Origin of the sequence: Terrabacter terrigena (assembly GCF_042676085.1) — a bacterium.
In the GTDB taxonomy this organism is placed as follows: domain Bacteria; phylum Actinomycetota; class Actinomycetes; order Actinomycetales; family Dermatophilaceae; genus Terrabacter; species Terrabacter terrigena.
Genome location: NZ_JBHTKH010000006.1, coordinates 187,909 through 204,582, shown reverse-complemented (window position 1 = coordinate 204,582; position 16,674 = coordinate 187,909). Strand labels below are relative to the sequence as shown.

The window sequence follows — 16,674 nt, the reverse complement described above, 5'->3', positions numbered from 1 at the left end:
TCCACCAGTCGCCGCTAGCTCGCTCACGCCAGTGAGATCAGGTCCTTGTAGTCGGGGCCCCACAGGTCCTCGACGCCGTCGGGCAGCAGCAGGATGCGCTCGGGCTCGAGGGCGTCGACGGCGCCCTCGTCGTGGGTCACGAGCACGACCGCGCCCTCGTACGTCTTGAGCGCCCCGAGGATCTCGGCGCGCGATGCGGGGTCGAGGTTGTTGGTCGGCTCGTCGAGGAGCAGCACGTTGGCCGACGACACGACGAGCATGGCGAGCGACAGGCGCGTCTTCTCGCCACCGGACAGCACGCCGGCCGGCTTGAGCACGTCGTCGCCGGAGAAGAGGAACGACCCGAGCACCTTGCGCACGTCGGTCTCGCCCAGCTCCGGTGCCGACGACTTCATGTTCTCGAGCACGGTGCGGCCGACGTCGAGGTTCTCGTGCTCCTGGGCGTAGTAGCCCAGGCGCAGGCCGTGGCCGGGCTCGACCTCGCCCGTGTCGGGTGCATCGACGCCGGCGAGCATGCGCAGCAGGGTCGTCTTGCCGGCGCCGTTGAGGCCCAGCACGACCACCTTGCTCCCCCGGTCGATCGCGAGGTCGACGTCGGTGAAGACCTCGAGGGAGCCGTACGAGCGGGACAGGCCCGACGCGCGCAGCGGCGTCTTGCCACAGGCGGCGGGCTTCGGGAAGCGCAGCTTGGCGACCTTGTCCTGGACGCGCTCCCCCTCGACACCGGCGAGCAGGCGCTCGGCCCGCTTGGCCATGTTCTGGGCGGCGACGGCCTTGGTGGCCTTGGCGCGCATCTTGTCAGCCTGGGCGAGCAGGGCCCCGGCCTTCTTCTGGGCGTTCTGCAGCTCGCGGCGCCGGCGCTTCTCGTCGGTCTCGCGCTGCTGGAGGTAGGTCTTCCAGCTGACGTTGTAGACGTCGAGCGCCGAGCGGTTCGCGTCCAGGTGGTAGACCTTGTTGACGACGGCGTCGAGCATCTCGGCGTCGTGGCTGATGATGATCAGGCCGCCCTTGTAGGCGCGGAGGTACTCGCGCAGCCAGACGATCGAGTCCGCGTCGAGGTGGTTTGTCGGCTCGTCGAGCAGCAGGGTCTCGTTGCCGGAGAAGAGGATTCGCGACAGCTCCACGCGTCGGCGCTGTCCGCCGGAGAGCGTGCGCAGCGGCTGCGACAGGATGCGCTCCTCGAGGCCCAGGGCGCTCGCGATGGACGCGGCCTCGGACTCGGCCGCGTAGCCGCCCTGCGCCTCGAACTCGACCTCGAGGCGGGTGTACTTGCGCATCGCCTTGTCGCGGACCTTCTCGTCGTCGCTGCCCATGCGGGACTCGGCCTCGGCACGCTGGTGCACGATCGTGTCGAGCCCGCGGGCCGAGAGGATGCGGTCGCGGGCGAGGATCTCGAGGTCGCCGGTGCGTGGGTCCTGCGGGAGGTAGCCGACGGCGCCCGTACGCGTCACGGTGCCCGCTGCGGGCATCCCCTCCCCCGCGAGCACCTTCGTGAGCGTCGTCTTGCCGGCACCGTTGCGGCCGACGAGGCCGATCCGGTCGCCCGAGTCGATGCGGAAGCTGGCGTCCTCGAGCAGCAGGCGTGCACCTGCGCGCAGCTCGATCCCGGTGGCGACGATCACGGCATTCCTCCTATCGGTGCCGCACTACGTCAGCGGCCGGACAACCCCTCCAGTCTAGGAGCCGCGAGGGGGTGCTCTCGACGCCTTGTCCCGGCGGACCCGACACCGAGCAGTCCCGGGCCGGGCCGCCCCGCGTCGGAGGCCGGCGTGCACGGTCCGGGCGCAACCCTTGACCGATCGGGCCCTGGCGAAGGTCAGCCGCCGGAGCGACGGTCAGCGAGGATCGTGACCCAGACGACAGCCGCCCCGGCCAGCGAGACGCCGGCCGTGACGCAGGCGGCCGCGTTCCAGCCGGAGACCAGCCCAGCCGCACCCGCGCCGCTCGATGCGTGGGCGGCGACGAGGACCGACACCACCGTGACGCCCACCGACGAGCCGAGATAGCGCGCCGTGTTGTTCGCTCCGCTGCCCATGCCGCCGCGGCCGGGCGGCACGCTCGCGACGGCTTCGCGCCCGAGCGCGGCGTTGAGGACGCCGCTGCCGATGCCCGCGACGAGCAGGCCTGGCACGAACCGGACCCACGACTCCCCGGGGGTGAGGCCCGACAGCGCCAGCTGTCCGATCGCGACGACGACGAGGGAGCCGGCGAGCTGGCGCCGTCCCGACCACGAGGCAGGCAGGCGGCGGGCGACCAGGGCGAAGGCGACACTCGTGCCGGACCACGTGAGGAAGAGAACGGCGGCCGTGGTCGGCGCCAGACCGAGCGCGAGGGCCAGGAAGCCGGGGAGGAACGACAGGAGTCCGATGATCCCGGCTCCGGTCGCCAGCCCCGCCACGGTCGCGGCCACGAACCGCCCGTTGCGAAGCAGAGCCGGGTCGACCATCGGCGCCGCGACCCGCGCTTCCACCACGGCGAAGGCGACGGCGGCCACTGCGGCAACCCCGAGCAGGACGAGGACGTCGGGCCGGGCCCACCCGGTGCGCCCCTCGACGAGGGCCGCCAGGAAGGTGACGGTCGCGAGCGCGAGCAGCAGCGCGCCGGGCACGTCGAGCGGGCAGCGTTCGTGTGATCGGGTCTCTTCCAGTCCCCGCTGGGCGAGCACTGCCAGGCCCAGGGCGGCAACGGCAAGGAGCCAGTAGACCTCGCGCCATGTGGCCCAGCGGTCGAGGGAGCTCGCGAGCAGGGGCCCGAGCGCGATGCCTGCTCCGACGCTCGCGCCCCACACCCCGCTCGCCGCGGCTCGCGCGGAGCCGGGCTCGAACCAGTGTGCGACGAGGCCCAGGCTGGCCGCCACGACGGCCGCCGCGCCGACCCCCTGTGCGACACGAGCGAGAACGAAGGCGAGCGTGCTGCCGGCGAGCGCGGCCGCGATGCTCGAGGCGGAGAGCACGACCAGGCCGGCGACGAGCACCCGGCGGCGACCGCGGTCGTCGGCGAAGGCCCCCGCCGTGAGCAGCGCGGCCCCGAGGCCGATCCCCATGGAGCTGAGGATCCACGTGCGTCCCCCCACGTCGGCGCCCACGGCCGTGGCGACCGAGCCGACCGTCGCGAGCGGCGCCGTGAACGCGACGAGCGCCAGCACCGTCGCGACGGCGGCCACGGCGAGCGCCCGGCGCGGCTGCGTGATCGAGGAGACGCTCCCTGCCGGGACGGGGGCAGCCGGTGCGACAGGCGCGCGGGCGGCTGACCGTGCGGCAGGCGTGGCCGGCGTGGCAGCGCGTCGGGCTCGGGTCATGACGTCCTCCATTGGTCCGGCAGTTGGTCTTGTGAACAGACCACGACGTATCTTCATTCCATGCCCCTCGGAACGGACTACGCAGGACAGGACTGCTCGCTCGCCAAGGCGCTCGAGATCGTCGGCGAGCGCTGGTCGCTCCTGCTCGTGCGCGACGCCTTCCTCGGCGTGACCCGGTTCAGCGACTTCCGGCGCAGACTCGACATCTCCAAGGCCGTGCTGACGCAGCGGCTCGGCTCCCTCGTCGACGCCGGCGTCCTGGAGCGGCGCCCCTACCAGGGGCACGACGCATACGCCCTCACGTCGGCCGGCGAGGCTCTCTGGCCGGCCGTCCACGCCCTCATGCAGTGGGGCGACCTGCAGACGTCGCCCGACGGCCCCCGGCGACTCTTCCGGCACGTGACGTGCGACGCCGACCTCCACGCATCCGGCCGGTGTCCTGCCTGCGGCGCGACCCCACCGGCCCGCGAGCTCGAGACACGACCGGGCCCCGGCGCGCGCACCGACCCTCCGACCAACCCCCTGTCGGCCCTGCTCCGGTCGCCGCACCGCCTGCTCGTGCCGCTGCGCGACACTCCACCTCGCGACGGGTCGTAACGCACCTGACACGTCGATACGTCACGATGTGCGGATGAACAGCCCGCTCCACCCGGACGAGCCGCCCAGCCCCGAGCACGCTCGGCTCGCCGACTCCCCCGGCCACGACGCCGCGTGGCGCCTCTGGGGTCCCTACCTCTCGGGGCGCCAGTGGGGCACCGTGCGAGAGGACTACTCCGCGGGTGGCAACGCGTGGTCCGAGTTCCCGTTCGACCAGGCGGTCTCGCGGGCCTACCGCTGGGGCGAGGACGGCCTCGGCGGCATCAGCGACCGGTTCGGCTTCGTCAACTTCTCCGTCGCCCTCTGGAACGGCAAGGACCCGATCCTCAAGGAGCGCCTCTTCGGTCTGACGAACGAGGAGGGCAACCACGGCGAGGACGCCAAGGAGTACTGGTGGGCCCTCGACGGCACGCCGACCCACTCGTGGATGCGGTGGCTCTACCGCTACCCGCAGGCCGAGTTCCCCTACGAGCAGCTGCGTCGCGAGAACCGTGAGCGCAGCCGCCACGAGCGGGAGTACGAGCTCGGTGACACCGGGATCCTCGACGACAACGAGTTCTTCGACGTGCTCATGACGTACGCGAAGGCCGGACCCGACGACATCTGCATCCGCATCACCGCGACGAACCACGGCCCGGCGACGGCGCCGCTGCACGTGCTGCCGACGATCTGGCTGCGCAACACGTGGTCGTGGGGCGTCGACGACCGCGTCACGGAGCTGCACGAGATCCGCCGCAACGGCCGCCCACCTCGGGGCTACCGCGCGGCGGAGGTGACGCACGGCTTCCTCGGCCGCTACGTCCTCGCCGCCTCGGGCTCGCCCACGACGCTCTTCTGCGACAACGAGACCAACGCCAAGCACCTCTTCGGCGACACCGCCCCGGCGAACCACTCGCTCTACCCCAAGGACTCGATCAACCAGCGCGTCGTGCACGGGCGCACCAAGGCCACGAACCCCGGCGGCTACGGCAGCAAGTGCTCGTTCTGGTACCGCTTCGACGCCGTCGAGCCCGGCGAGACCGTCACCGTCGACCTGCGCCTCGCGCCGGGCGACCCCGCCCTGTCTTGGTTCGGCGACGACTTCGAGGACGTGCTCGCGACGCGCGCCTACGAGGCCGACGAGTTCTACGAGCACGTCGTGGACCCGTCACTCGGCGCGGAGGACCGGCACGTGGCGCGCCGGGCCTACGCAGGCCTGCTCTGGGGCAAGCAGCTCTACCGCTACGACGTACGCCAGTGGCTCGACGGCGACCCCGTCGGCCACCGCGCCCCGGAGTCGCGCAAGCAGGGCCGCAACGAGCACTGGAGGCACCTCGCCCTCGCCGACGTCATCTCGATGCCCGACGAGTGGGAGTACCCCTGGTTCGCGGCCTGGGACCTCGCCTTCCACTGCCTGCCGCTCGCGCACGTCGACCCGGAGTTCGCCAAGGAGCAGCTGCTCCTCATGTGCCGCGAGTGGGCGATGGCCCCCAACGGCCAGCTGCCGGCATACGAGTGGGAGTTCGGCGACGTCAACCCGCCCGTCCACGCGTGGGCGGCGTGGCACGTCTACCGCATCGACGGCTACCGCGACCGCGAGTTCCTCGTACGTGTCTTCACCAAGCTGCTGCTCAATTTCTCCTGGTGGGTCAACCGCAAGGACGCCAACGGTTCCAACCTCTTCGAGGGCGGCTTCCTCGGGATGGACAACATCGGCCTCTTCAACCGGTCCGCGCCGCTGCCGCCCGGGTTCCGGCTCGAGCAGTCCGACGCGACCAGCTGGATGGCCTTCTACTGCCAGCAGATGCTGAAGATCGCCCTCGAGCTGGCCCGCACCGACAAGGCCTGGGACGACGTCGCGACGAAGTTCCTCGAGCACTTCCTCGCGATCGCGCAGGCGATGCGCCACTTCGGGTCGAGCGACAAGAGCCTCTGGCACGAGGAGGACGGCTTCTACTACGACGTGCTGGTGCAGCCCGACGGCCGCGCGCCGCACATGCGGGTGCGCTCGATGGTCGGGCTGCTTCCCATCCTCGGCGCGACCGAGATCCCGTCGTGGGTCGTCGAGGAGTGCCCCGACGTGACGAGCCGCTTCAAGTGGCTGCAGGAGCGCCGGCCCGAGCTGGTCAAGCCGATGCTCGCGCGCAAGGACGGCAAGATGCTGCTCACCCTCGTGCCGCCGAAGCGGCTGCGGCGCATCCTGCAACGGATGTTCGACACCGAGGAGTTCTTGTCCCCCTACGGAATTCGCTCGCTGTCCGCCGCCCAGCGGCAGGCGGTGACGGCGCGGGTCGGCAACGAGACCGTGTCGATCGAGTACGAGCCCGGCGAGTCGCGCACCGGCATGTTCGGGGGCAACTCCAACTGGCGCGGGCCGGTGTGGTTCCCCGTCAACGTGCTGCTCGCCGACAAGCTGCGCACCTACGGGCGCTACTTCGGCGACAGCTTCACCATCGAGGTGCCGACGGGGTCGGGCAACTGGTGCACGCTCGACGAGGCGGCCGACGTCATCGACGGCGGGCTCACGGCACTGTTCCGGCCCGTCGACGGGCGGCGCCCCTCCGACGGCAAGCGCATCGAGTCGAGCCCCGACCCCTTGTGGTCGGACCACCCGACGTTCTCCGAGTACTTCGACGGCGACACCGGAGAGGGCCTCGGCGCCACCCACCAGACCGGCTGGACCGCACTCGTCGCGCACCTGCTCAACCCGCGCCTGCCTCCCGACCCGCGCACCATGGGCTGGGGCTGAGCCGGGCACGGCTCCCCCTCGGGTAGCGTGAGCGACCGTGAGCGCGCCCATCTCCGTACGTGACATCACCGCAGCCGAGCACCTCGCCTGGCTGCACACCCAGCCGTCGGCGAGCTTCCTGCAGACGCCGGCCTGGGCCGACGTGAAGAAGGAGTGGCGGTCCGAGTCGGTCGGCTGGTTCGAGGGTGAGCAGATGGTGGGTGCGGCGCTCGTGCTGCACCGCTCGCTCCCCAAGATCGGCAGGTCGCTCGCCTACGTCCCTGAAGGGCCGTGCATCGACTGGTCGTCGCCGAGGCTCGTCGAGCTGCTGCGTGCACTGCGCGACCACCTCAGGGCCAAGGGCGCGTTCGCTCTCCGACTCGGGCCGCCCGTGGCGACGCACCGCTGGCGCGCGGCGACGATCAAGGCCGCGATCGGCGACCCGTCGGTGCGGCGCTACGACGAGACGACGCCCGACGTCGTCGAGCCGGCCGGCACGGCCGTCGTCGAGCTGCTGCGGCGGCTCGGCTTCCGGCACCTCTCCCCCGAGGACGGCTTCGCCGCCGGGCAGCCCGAGTACGTCTTCCAGGTGCCGCTCGCCGGGCGGTCGGAGGCCGACGTCCTCGCCGGCATGAACCAGCTGTGGCGGCGCAACATCAAGAAGACCGTGAAGAACGGCGTCACGGTGCGGGTCGGCGACGCGTCCGACCTGCCGGCCTTCCACCGCACCTACGTCGAGACCGCCGAACGCGACCGGTTCACCCCGCGTGGCCTCGCGTACTTCGAGCAGATGTATGCCGCGCTGTCGGCCGAGGACCCCGACCGCATCCGTGTCTACCTGGCCGAGCACGAGGGCGACGTCCTCGCGGCGACCGTCTTCATCCGGGTGGGCGAGCACGCGTGGTACTCCTACGGCGCGTCGACCGCAGCCAAGCGCGAGCTGCAGGGCTCGACCGCCATCCAGTGGCGGATGATGCAGGACTCGATCGCGGCCGGGGCCACGGTCTACGACCTGCGCGGCATCACCAACACCGTCGACGAGGCCAACCCCCACATCGGGCTCATCCGCTTCAAGGTGGGCACCGGCGGGGAGGCCGTGCGGCTCGCCGGCGAGTGGGACCTTCCGCTGAACCGCTTGCTGTACAAGGCTTTCGACCTCTACATGAAGCGGCGGTGATCCCTCGTGTCGTTCGTGCTGCACATCGACGGTGAGCGCTGGCGGGCCGGTCACGACCAGTTCGTGGCCGACCGGCCGGGCATCGTGCCGGTCATCAAGGGCAACGGCTACGGCTTCGGTCGCGACCTGCTCTGCGCCGAGGCGTCACGGCTGGGTGTCCCGATGGTGGCCGTCGGCACCTACACCGAGCTGCCCGAGGCGCTCGCGGCATACGGCGGCGACGTGCTCGTCATGGAGCCCTACCGCGCCGCGATCCACGCCGCCGTGCCCGACCTCGCCAACCGGCGCGCGGTGCACACGGTGACCAGCCACGCCGACCTCGACGGCCTGCGGGGGGCGACGCCCGAGGCGCGGGTCGTCGTCGAGGGCCTGACCTCGATGAACCGCTTCGGCACGCCCGCGAACGAGGTCGCCGAGCTCGCCGGCGCAGCCGACGCCATCGGGGCCACGCTCCACCTGCCGCTGGGCACCGGCCACATCGACGAGATCACGCGTTTCATCGCCGCGGTGCCCGGCGTGCGGTCCTGGTTCGTCTCCCACGTCTCCACCGCCGAGCTCGCGACGCTGGCGGAGCGCCACCCCGAGCACGAGTTCCGGCCCCGCGTCGGCACCGACCTCTGGTACGCCGACAAGGGCTCCTATGAGGTGCGCGCCCACGTGCTCGACGTGCGGCCGGTGGCGAAGGGCACCCCCGCCGGCTACCGCCAGCGCCCTCTGCCGGCCGGCCACGTCGTCGTCGTCAGCGGCGGCACGTCGCACGGGGTGGCGATGGAGAGCCCGTCGTCGGCGGCGACACCGCGCTCGCGGGCCATCGCAGTCGCCGAGGGGGTGCTCGAGGCCGCCCACCGGGTGCGGTCGCCGTTCACCGTCTCGGGTGTCATGCCCCGTTTCGCCGAGCCTCCGCACATGCAGTGCAGCCTGCTGTCGCTGCCGGCCGGGGTCGCCCCTCCGCGCGTCGGCGACGAGGTGACGGTGCGCATGCGGCTCACCACGACGACTCCCGACGCCGTCATCGTCTCCTGACCCCCGATGACGACGTCCACTGCGGGCAGACCCACCAACCCCGACGGGCGGGCGCTCGTCCTCGCCGGTGCAGGAGCCGCCGGCAACGCGTGGGAGCTCGGCCTCATCGCCGGGCTGGCAGCCGGCGGGGTCGACGTGACCCGGGCCGAGCTCGTCATCGGCACGTCTGCGGGCGCGACGGTGGCGGCCCAGGTAACGAGCGGCACCTCGCCGGCCGACCTGTATGCCGCCGTGTCCGCCGTGGGGCCACGGCGGCCCGGGACGGCCCGCAAGGGTGCGCCGCCGCGCGGCACGACCGTCTCGGGGCCGAGCTACCTCGACTGGTCGAACGCCATCATCGGGTCGGCCTCCGACCCGGCTGACATGCGTCGTCGGCTGGGTGCCGCCGCCCTCAAGCTCGACGAGTCCGTCGGCCCCGGCCCGTCGCGTTGGCGCGACATCGTCGCCTCGCGCCTGCCGAGCCACGAGTGGCCCCTTCAGGACGTCCGGATCGTCGCTGTGGACGCCCTGACGGGTGAGCCGGTCGTCTTCGACCGTCACAGCGGTGTCGACCTCGTCGATGCGGTCGCCGCCAGCACGTCGGCGATGACCCCCTACGCGATCGGCGCCGGCTGCTACCTGAACGGCGGCTACCGCCGCAGCGAGAACGCCGACCTCGCAGGGGGATTCGGGCGGGTGCTCGTGATGTCACCGTTCAGCGGTCGCTCACGTATGCCGTCCGGCTGGGGCATGGACCTCGCGACCCAGGTCGCCGAGCTGCGCGCCGCCGGAAGCACCGTGGAGACGCTGTTCCCCGACGCCCGGTCCGGTGACGTCTTCGACGCCAACGCGCTGGACCCTGCGACGATGCCCCAGGCGGCCCGCGGCGGCCACGCCCAGGGCCTGGAGCGCGCGGGCAGCATCGCCGAGCTCTGGGCCTGACGGCATACGGCGAAAGGGGTGCCCCGCGACGGCCGTGGGACGGCATACGGCCCCCGACCGTCAGGCGAGCGGCAGCAGGGCGTGGCAGGCGTCGACCCCGTGGAGCTCGATGTCGTCGCGGCGGCGCTGTTCCCAGACGTCCCGCGTGAGTCGCCAGCGGTTGAGCAGCGCCGGCTCACCCTGCCGCGTCGCCCAGTCCGACCCGTTCGGCTCGTAGCCGAGCGCCCGCGACACCGCGTTGGACCCCACGTTGTCGACGAAGGCATCGCTGGCGGCCTCCTTCGCACCCAGTCCGCCGAACGCGAGGTGCAGGATCGCCTCCCGCATCTCGCGCCCGAGCCCCCGACCACGCAGGTCGGTCGACAGCCAGGAGAACGTCGTGACCGTGCCCAGGGTGGCGAAGTCGACACCACTCAGGGTCTGCTCTCCGACGGGGCGCCCGTCGACCATGACGACGAAGTAGAGGCGCCAGGCCTCCGGCTCGACCCGCCCTCGGCCGCGCCAGACGGCGCGAAGCCACTTTGCCACCCGCAGGTCGGGATCCTTCTCGTAGAAGGACATCGGGTCGTCGTACGGGGGCGGCTCGGCGTGGGTCCTGCCCTCACGCACGACCTCGGCGAGCTGGTCCAACAGCTCGTCGGTGGCCCCGCGCAGCTCGAGCGTCGGGGTGCTCACCCGCACAGCGAGGAGCGGATAGCTCATCATCGTCGGTCACGCTGCTCTCAGCTCGTGGATGAGCGGCCATCGCCCACCGGCTCCGCACGGGGGCAGCCGTCCGGCCGCCGACACGATCCAACCCCAGCCGGCACCGAGGCGCAGGTGGTTTTCCGTGCCGACGACCGGGTCGAGTGGTCGTGGTCCGGGGCGGGTGCCGGGACTCAGGGGGTCATGGCGGCATACCCGGCGGCGCTGTGGATCGCGAGACCGGCGTACGACGAGTAGGTCGCAGCTCCGGCGTTGACCTCGGCGAGCTGGGTCTCCATGTTGGTGCGGGTCCAGCCGTAGAAGGTCTGCTTCGTCTCGGCGGCAGTGTCGCCCAGGTAGGTCGTCTCCTGCCCGAGCCGTACAGGCTTGCCCATGGCGACACCGGCCGTGAGGGCGGCCGTGGCGATGTCGAGCGTGCCGTCGGGACCTGCCGCGGTGTTGCGGTAGGCCATGACCGTGACCCCTGCCGTCCTCTTCATGATCTCGCGGTCGAGGCTCGAGCCGGCTCCGCCACTCGCGGTCGCGGGAACCGTGTTGAACCAGAAGGGGATGTCGGCCTCGATGGGGGCGGTGCCGGCGTTCGCCTTGAGCTGGTCGAGGAGCGCCAGGTACTTCGACACGACGGATGGCTGGTTCGTGATCCAGGCGGGGGTCGAGTAGGGCTCGATGTCGACGTGGATGCCGGTGAACAGCCCGCTGTTCCTCGCCGGCTTGAGCCAGTAGGTGACGACCCAGGTCGGGTTGTCGACCCAGCCGGGGTCCCCGCCGAGGGCGTCGACCCGGATGCCCGCGGCCTTCGCCCGGTCCGTCAGCGTGCGGATCGCCGGCAGCTGGCTCGACGTCGTGAGGTTCGGCGGGACCGCGACGAAGAGCTGGTCGATGCCGGCGCTCACCGCCAGGTCGACCGTTGCCGCGGGGGTGCTGGTGTCCCACACCCACATGGCCCGGGTGTCGGTCGGCGACGAGGCGGTCACCGTGGGGCTCGCGCCGGTCGTGGACGTCCGGGGCTTCGACGCGGCGGCGGCACCCGGCGCGACCGCGAGCGCAGCGGCCGCCACACCGACGGCGACGAGCACCGAGCCGGCGGCGCGTGCGAGGACGTGGCGAGGGCGGCGGCGGATGCGGGGCGTGGCAGGCATGTGATGACTCCGGAGACTAGGACGACGACCTTCCGAATTGTCCGGATCCTGCTGTATGTCCGCAGACTTTTCGCAAGAATTGCGCAAGCGCCGCGCGGGACGGTGCGCCGCGAGTGGACGACCGCCGCCCGGCCCGCGATCGTTCGGCACGGGAGGCGATCGACGCGCTAGCGTCGTTCCGGACGAAGACCGTCCGGAACGGAAGGCACATGCGGCGCGACACGAGCCCGACAGCGCGGGCCCTGCTCGCTCTCGAGGCGATCCAGGACTCCCCCGGCATCACCGCCCAGCGGCTGGGCGAGCTCCTCGGCGTCACCGAACGCGCCGCCCGTCGCTACGTGGCGATCCTGCGCGAGGCTCACCTGCCCATCGAGTCGGCCACCGGGCCCAGCGGCGGCTACCGGGTCGGCCGCGGCCTGCGCCTGCCACCCCTGATGTTCTCGGCCGCCGAGGCCCTGGGACTCGTCATGGCGGTCCTCGAGGGCCACCGCGACGCCGCCGACCCCACCGAGCTCGTCGGCGCCGCACTGTCGAAGATCCTGCGGGTGCTCCCTCAGCCGGTCGCCGAACCGCTACGAGCCGTGCGGCGTGACCCGGGTCCGCCGCCGGAGGAGGCCCGCCGCGTCGACGCGGCCGTCACGAGCCAGCTCGTCGAGGCCTGCACGAGGGCCCGGCGCGTCCGACTCACCTACCGCCTCGGCCCCGAGACCGAGCGGCCCATGGAGGTCGACCCGTGGGCCGTCGTGCTGCGGCACAGCCGGTGGTACCTCCTCGGCTTCTCCCACACCAGGCAGGCCGTCCGGGCCCTTCGCGTCGACCGCGTCGTCTCCGTGTTCGCGACCTCGCAGACGTTCACGCCGCCGCCGGACCTCGACGCCGTGCGCGCTCTCGAGGAGCACCTCTCCGAGGGGTGGCGCCACCCCGTCGAGGTCCTCTTCCGCGAGACGATCGACGACACCGCACGCTGGGTGCCACGAAGCCTCGGTCGCCTCGAGCCGGCCGAGGGCGGGGTCCTGCTGCGAGCCACCACCGACAGCCCCGAGTGGTACGCCCGCCAGCTCGCCGTGACGCCCCTCGACTTCGAGGTGCGGGCCTCGCAGGCCCTCGTCGACGCCATGGCGGAGCTGGGCGAGCGGCTCTCCCGGTCTGCCGTGTCGGCACGACCCACGCCGCGCCGCCCCTCACCGCGCGCTACGGAGCTGCCGAGCGGGTACGACCCCGGTGCAGCAGACGATGGTCCCGGGCCACCGCGCACTAGGGTGAACCCGACCGGACCGGGGAGCACCCGGTCCCGATCCCGAGGAGCGGTGACATGAGCTTCAACGACAACGCCCAGCTCGACACCTCGCAGGTCGAGAGCGGCGGGGGCGGCGGCTTCGGCGGGGGCGGTGGCGGCTTCCCCGGGGGCATCCAGGTGGGCGGCGGCATCGGCGGCCTCATCCTGCTCGTGCTCATGCTGATCTTCGGCGGGGGCAAGATCCTCGGCGGCGGTGACTCGGGCGGCTCGGCCGGCGGCCTCCAGTCCCAGCAGCTCGACAGCAGCCAGGTCGCGGCGGCCGGACAGGTCGACCAGGGCCAGTTCTCGCAGTGCAAGACCGGTGCCGACGCCAACAGGAACGACGTGTGCCTCATCGTGGCCACGGTCAACAGCGTCCAGGACTACTGGCAGAAGACGTTGCCGAAGTACCAGATGAACTACGAGCCCGTGAGGACCGTCATCTACCAGGTCCAGACGCAGTCCGGCTGCGGCACCGCGAACTCGCAGGTCGGCCCCTTCTACTGCCCCCTCGACTCCAAGGTCTACGTCGACGCCAGCTTCTTCCAGGAGCTGCAGGACAAGTTCGGCGCCGACGGTGGCCAGCTCGCCAAGGAGTACGTCATCGCCCACGAGTACGGCCACCACATCCAGAACCTCCTCGGCATCCTGAACCGGGCGCAGCAGGACCCCCAGGGCCCCAACTCCGGGGCCGTGCGCGTGGAGCTGATGGCCGACTGCCTCGCCGGCACGTGGGTCAAGCACGCCACCGAGACCACCGATGCGAGCGGCACCCCCCTGCTCAAGGCGATCACGGAGCAGGACATCAAGTCGGCCCTGTCCGCGGCGTCGGCCGTCGGTGACGACCGCATCCAGGAGAAGATGCAGGGCCGGGTCACCCCCGAGAACTGGACGCACGGCTCGGCCGAGGCCCGGATGCACTGGTTCACCCAGGGCTGGCAGACGGGCGACATCAACCAGTGCAACACCTTCGGCGTCGACACCGTCAGCTGACCTTCAAGGGGTCTCGGTGAGCTCGACCCGTACGGCGCGACCGCGACGCAGCGCCGTCTCGAGGACGTCTCGCTTCGGGTCGGGCAGGTCGTAGAGCTCGCGCACCGGCAACCCCGCCAGGGCGCGGAGCGCGTGGGCGCCGACGACCTCGCGCACGAGCGCGCGGTCTCCCCCGACGACGAGCCCACGAGGTATGCCGTCCGCCCCGGCGGGCGGCGACTCGTCGTCGCCGAGCAGCACCCTCCGGGCGTGGGCGACGACGGCCTCGACGAGCTCGTCGGCCTGCTTGCCGCGCCGACGCGCGAAGCGCTGCTGCGACCAGCCGCCCGCGGCCGTGCGCGACTGGACGTGCCGGGTGCCGACCTTCGAGGCGGTCAGGGCGTTCCCCGAGGCCAGCCCGACGGCATACCCACCCCGCCTGATGAGCACGACACCGAGCGGGTCGAACGCGAACGGCGTTGCCACCACGGTGGCGCCGTCGGCAGCGCGAGCGGAGACGACGACGCCGCCGTGAGTGGGCTCCTCGGCGGCGTCGTAGGGCCCGTGGCGCTCGGCGAAGCCCGTCATCCAACGGTCGAACCGGGCGGGGTCGACCTCGATGACGCGCGTCGTCACGAGTCGGGGCGCGTGGTCAGAGGTTGAAGCCGAGCGCGCGAAGCTGCTCGCGGCCGTCCTCGGTGATCTTGTCGGGGCCCCACGGAGGCATCCAGACCCAGTTGATGCGGTGCGTCGTGACGAGCCCCTCGAGGGCCTGCGCGGTCTGGTCCTCGATGACGTCGGTGAGCGGGCAGGCCGCCGACGTGAGCGTCATGTCGATGACGGCGTGCGACTGGGCGTCGACGGTGATGCCGTAGACGAGGCCGAGGTCGACGACGTTGATGCCCAGCTCCGGGTCGACGACGTCGCGCAGGGCCTCCTCGACGTCGGCGACGTTGGGCGGGGTGGATGCGGGAACGGTCTGGGTCATGACGAAACTCCTTGTGGGGAGGCGGAACTCGTGTTGGATCTGGGTGTCGAGATGTCGACTCCGGCGCGAGCCAGGGCGTCGGTGAAAGCGGTCCAGCCGAGCAGCGCGCACTTGACGCGTGCGGGGTACTTCGAGACGCCGGCGAAGGCGACGCCGTCGCCGATGACGGTCTCGTCGCCGGCGACCTTGCCCTTGGAGGTCAGCATCTCGCGCATCGCCTCGAACGTCTCGAGCGCCTCGGACACCGGACGGCCGATGACCTCCTCGGCGAGCACCGACGAGCTCGCGACGGAGATCGAGCAGCCCTGTGCCCGGTAGGAGACGTCGGTGACGACGGCGTCGGCTCCCGTGCCGGTGACGTCGACACGGAGGGTGACCTCGTCGCCGCAGGTCGGGTTGATGTGGTGCACCTCGGCGTCGAAGGGCTCACGGAGGCCGGCACGGTGCGGGCGCTTCGAGTGCTCGAGGATCAGCTCCTGGTAGAGGTCCATCAGCTGGCCTCCTTCGCGGTCTCGTGCTCGCCGCGCAAGGCGCGGGCGTGGCCGGGAGCGTCGAGGCCGGCGTCGGGGTCGGCGTCGGTGACGTCGATGCCGAAGATCTCGGGCACCCGGTCGAGCGCCGCGAGCAGCGCCTCGACGTCGCCGACGGTGCTGTGCACGGAGAACGACGCCCGCGTGGTCGCGGCTGCGCCGAGCGCACGGTGCAGCGGCCACGCACAGTGGTGCCCCACGCGCACGGCCACTCCGGCGTCGTCGAGCACCTGGCCGACGTCGTGGGCGTGCACGCCGTCGACGACGAACGCCACGGCACCACCGCGAGGGGTGCCGACGGCCGGACCGACGACCCGGACCCAGGGGCGCTCGGCGAGGCCACGCTGGAGCAGGTCGACGAGGGACGCCTCGTGGGCGTGGATGCGGTCGATGCCGTGGCCCTCGATCCAGCGGACGGCGGCGGCGAGGCCCACGGCCTGCGCGGCGTTGGGCACCCCCGCCTCGAACTTCTGCGGTGCCGGAGCGTAGGTCGAGCGCTCCATCGTCACGAGCTCGATCATGGAGCCGCCCGTGAGGAACGGCGGCATGACGTCGAGCAGCTCGGCCCGGCCCCAGAGCACGCCCACGCCCATCGGGCCGTACATCTTGTGGCCGCTGAAGGCGATGAAGTCGGCGCCCAGGGTCGCCACGTCGACGGCGAGGTGCGGCACCGACTGGCACGCGTCGACGACCACGAGCGCCCCGACGGCGTGGGCCCGCTGCGCGAGCTCGGTGACGGGGTTGACGGTGCCGAGCACGTTGGACACGTGCGTGAAGGCGAAGACCTTGGTGCGCTCGGTGAGCAGGTCGTCGAGACCCGAGAGGTCGAGCGCGCCGTCGGCCCCGACCGGCACCCAGCGCAGGGTCGCACCGGTGCGGCGGCAGAGCTCCTGCCACGGCACGAGGTTGGCGTGGTGCTCCATCTCGGTGACGAGCACCTCGTCGCCGGGACGGAGCACGAACCGGTCGTCCTTGGGCTCGTCGGTGGGCGCGGCGTTGGAGAAGGCGTACGCGACGAGGTTGAGCGCCTCGGTCGCGTTCTTCGTGAAGACGACCTCGTCGGCGGGCGCCCCGATGAACGAGGCGATCGTGGCGCGGGCCGCCTCGAAGTCGTCGGTGGCCTCTTCGGCGAGCTGGTGGGCGCCACGGTGGACCGCCGCGTTGCGCTGCTCGTAGAAGGCGCGCTCGGCGTCGAGGACCGGCGTCGGCTTGTGCGACGTCGCCCCCGAGTCGAGGTACACGAGCGCCCTGCCGTCGCGCACGGTCCGCGCGAGGATCGGGAAGTCGCCGCGGATCGCGGCGAGCTCCCCGTCCGTGAAGGGCAGGACGTGCGTCATGCGG

The 16,674-nt window shown here is 72.0% G+C and carries 15 protein-coding genes; 7 read left to right on the top strand and 8 right to left on the bottom strand.

Annotated features, from left to right (window positions below):
- Window positions 1-23: 23 nt before the first annotated feature.
- Window positions 24-1,622 carry an ABC-F family ATP-binding cassette domain-containing protein gene (locus ACFQ2V_RS11440; protein ID WP_386052818.1) on the bottom strand — a complete coding sequence of 533 codons (1,599 nt, stop codon included), beginning with the start codon at window positions 1,620-1,622 and terminating at the stop codon, window positions 24-26.
- Window positions 1,623-1,816: 194 nt separating this feature from the next.
- A complete protein-coding gene (locus ACFQ2V_RS11435) occupies window positions 1,817-3,298 on the bottom strand; it encodes an MFS transporter (protein WP_386052817.1) in 1,482 nt (493 codons plus the stop codon).
- A 60-nt stretch (window positions 3,299-3,358) separates the two neighbouring features.
- Between ACFQ2V_RS11435 and ACFQ2V_RS11430 the strand changes: the two genes are divergently transcribed.
- The 5 genes from ACFQ2V_RS11430 to ACFQ2V_RS11410 are packed head-to-tail and all read left to right on the top strand — an operon-like array spanning window position 3,359 to window position 9,723.
- Window positions 3,359-3,895, top strand: coding sequence for a winged helix-turn-helix transcriptional regulator (locus tag ACFQ2V_RS11430; RefSeq protein WP_386052816.1), 537 nt, complete (start codon window positions 3,359-3,361; stop codon window positions 3,893-3,895).
- A 34-nt stretch (window positions 3,896-3,929) separates the two neighbouring features.
- A complete protein-coding gene (locus ACFQ2V_RS11425) occupies window positions 3,930-6,623 on the top strand; it encodes an MGH1-like glycoside hydrolase domain-containing protein (RefSeq protein WP_386052815.1) in 2,694 nt (897 codons plus the stop codon).
- Window positions 6,624-6,660: 37 nt separating this feature from the next.
- Window positions 6,661-7,779 (top strand): lipid II:glycine glycyltransferase FemX, encoded by a 1,119-nt coding sequence (locus tag ACFQ2V_RS11420; RefSeq protein WP_386052814.1) that lies wholly within the window; start codon window positions 6,661-6,663, stop codon window positions 7,777-7,779.
- A 6-nt stretch (window positions 7,780-7,785) separates the two neighbouring features.
- Complete coding sequence (locus tag ACFQ2V_RS11415) at window positions 7,786-8,802, top strand: alanine racemase (RefSeq protein ID WP_386052813.1); 1,017 nt, start codon at window positions 7,786-7,788, stop codon at window positions 8,800-8,802.
- Between the two features lie 6 nt (window positions 8,803-8,808).
- Window positions 8,809-9,723 carry a patatin-like phospholipase family protein gene (locus tag ACFQ2V_RS11410; RefSeq protein WP_386052812.1) on the top strand — a complete coding sequence of 305 codons (915 nt, stop codon included), beginning with the start codon at window positions 8,809-8,811 and terminating at the stop codon, window positions 9,721-9,723.
- A 60-nt stretch (window positions 9,724-9,783) separates the two neighbouring features.
- Here the strand turns inward: ACFQ2V_RS11410 and ACFQ2V_RS11405 are convergent, their stop codons facing one another.
- Both ACFQ2V_RS11405 and ACFQ2V_RS11400 read right to left on the bottom strand, forming a co-directional pair.
- A complete protein-coding gene (locus ACFQ2V_RS11405) occupies window positions 9,784-10,398 on the bottom strand; it encodes a GNAT family N-acetyltransferase (RefSeq protein ID WP_386052811.1) in 615 nt (204 codons plus the stop codon).
- A gap of 203 nt (window positions 10,399-10,601) precedes the next feature.
- A complete protein-coding gene (locus ACFQ2V_RS11400) occupies window positions 10,602-11,567 on the bottom strand; it encodes a hypothetical protein (RefSeq protein WP_386052810.1) in 966 nt (321 codons plus the stop codon).
- A 209-nt stretch (window positions 11,568-11,776) separates the two neighbouring features.
- Between ACFQ2V_RS11400 and ACFQ2V_RS11395 the strand changes: the two genes are divergently transcribed.
- Window positions 11,777-12,883, top strand: a complete 1,107-nt coding sequence (locus ACFQ2V_RS11395; protein ID WP_386052809.1) for a helix-turn-helix transcriptional regulator — start codon at window positions 11,777-11,779, stop codon at window positions 12,881-12,883.
- Window positions 12,880-13,836, top strand: coding sequence for a KPN_02809 family neutral zinc metallopeptidase (gene ypfJ, locus ACFQ2V_RS11390; RefSeq protein WP_386052808.1), 957 nt, complete (start codon window positions 12,880-12,882; stop codon window positions 13,834-13,836). The genes ACFQ2V_RS11395 and ypfJ overlap by 4 nt, the downstream gene beginning before the upstream one ends.
- Before the next feature lie 3 nt (window positions 13,837-13,839).
- Here ypfJ and ACFQ2V_RS11385 read toward each other — a convergent pair whose 3' ends face one another.
- Genes ACFQ2V_RS11385 through ACFQ2V_RS11370 form a run of 4 tightly spaced genes read right to left on the bottom strand, consistent with a single transcriptional unit; the run spans window position 13,840 to window position 16,670 of the window.
- On the bottom strand, window positions 13,840-14,451 hold the full coding sequence (locus ACFQ2V_RS11385) for an acVLRF1 family peptidyl-tRNA hydrolase (protein WP_386052807.1): 612 nt from the start codon (window positions 14,449-14,451) through the stop codon (window positions 13,840-13,842).
- A 16-nt stretch (window positions 14,452-14,467) separates the two neighbouring features.
- Complete coding sequence (locus ACFQ2V_RS11380) at window positions 14,468-14,803, bottom strand: metal-sulfur cluster assembly factor (protein WP_386052806.1); 336 nt, start codon at window positions 14,801-14,803, stop codon at window positions 14,468-14,470.
- The gene (gene sufU, locus ACFQ2V_RS11375) at window positions 14,800-15,294 is read right to left on the bottom strand and encodes a Fe-S cluster assembly sulfur transfer protein SufU (RefSeq protein ID WP_386052805.1); all 495 of its coding nucleotides are present in this window, start codon (window positions 15,292-15,294) and stop codon (window positions 14,800-14,802) included. Before sufU ends, ACFQ2V_RS11380 begins: the two co-directional genes overlap by 4 nt.
- On the bottom strand, window positions 15,294-16,670 hold the full coding sequence (locus tag ACFQ2V_RS11370; RefSeq protein ID WP_386052804.1) for a SufS family cysteine desulfurase: 1,377 nt from the start codon (window positions 16,668-16,670) through the stop codon (window positions 15,294-15,296). Before ACFQ2V_RS11370 ends, sufU begins: the two co-directional genes overlap by 1 nt.
- Window positions 16,671-16,674: the final 4 nt, after the last annotated feature.

Coding starts and splice junctions, on each gene's coding strand:
- ACFQ2V_RS11435 (WP_386052817.1), bottom strand. CDS start 3,298: ATGACCCGAGCCCGACGCGCTGCCACGCCGGCCACGCCTGCCGCACGG.
- ACFQ2V_RS11430 (WP_386052816.1), top strand. CDS start 3,359: ATGCCCCTCGGAACGGACTACGCAGGACAGGACTGCTCGCTCGCCAAG.
- ACFQ2V_RS11425 (WP_386052815.1), top strand. CDS start 3,930: ATGAACAGCCCGCTCCACCCGGACGAGCCGCCCAGCCCCGAGCACGCT.
- ACFQ2V_RS11410 (WP_386052812.1), top strand. CDS start 8,809: ATGACGACGTCCACTGCGGGCAGACCCACCAACCCCGACGGGCGGGCG.
- ACFQ2V_RS11400 (WP_386052810.1), bottom strand. CDS start 11,567: ATGCCTGCCACGCCCCGCATCCGCCGCCGCCCTCGCCACGTCCTCGCA.
- ACFQ2V_RS11395 (WP_386052809.1), top strand. CDS start 11,777: ATGCGGCGCGACACGAGCCCGACAGCGCGGGCCCTGCTCGCTCTCGAG.
- ypfJ (WP_386052808.1), top strand. CDS start 12,880: ATGAGCTTCAACGACAACGCCCAGCTCGACACCTCGCAGGTCGAGAGC.
- ACFQ2V_RS11380 (WP_386052806.1), bottom strand. CDS start 14,803: ATGACCCAGACCGTTCCCGCATCCACCCCGCCCAACGTCGCCGACGTC.
- sufU (WP_386052805.1), bottom strand. CDS start 15,294: ATGGACCTCTACCAGGAGCTGATCCTCGAGCACTCGAAGCGCCCGCAC.
- ACFQ2V_RS11370 (WP_386052804.1), bottom strand. CDS start 16,670: ATGACGCACGTCCTGCCCTTCACGGACGGGGAGCTCGCCGCGATCCGC.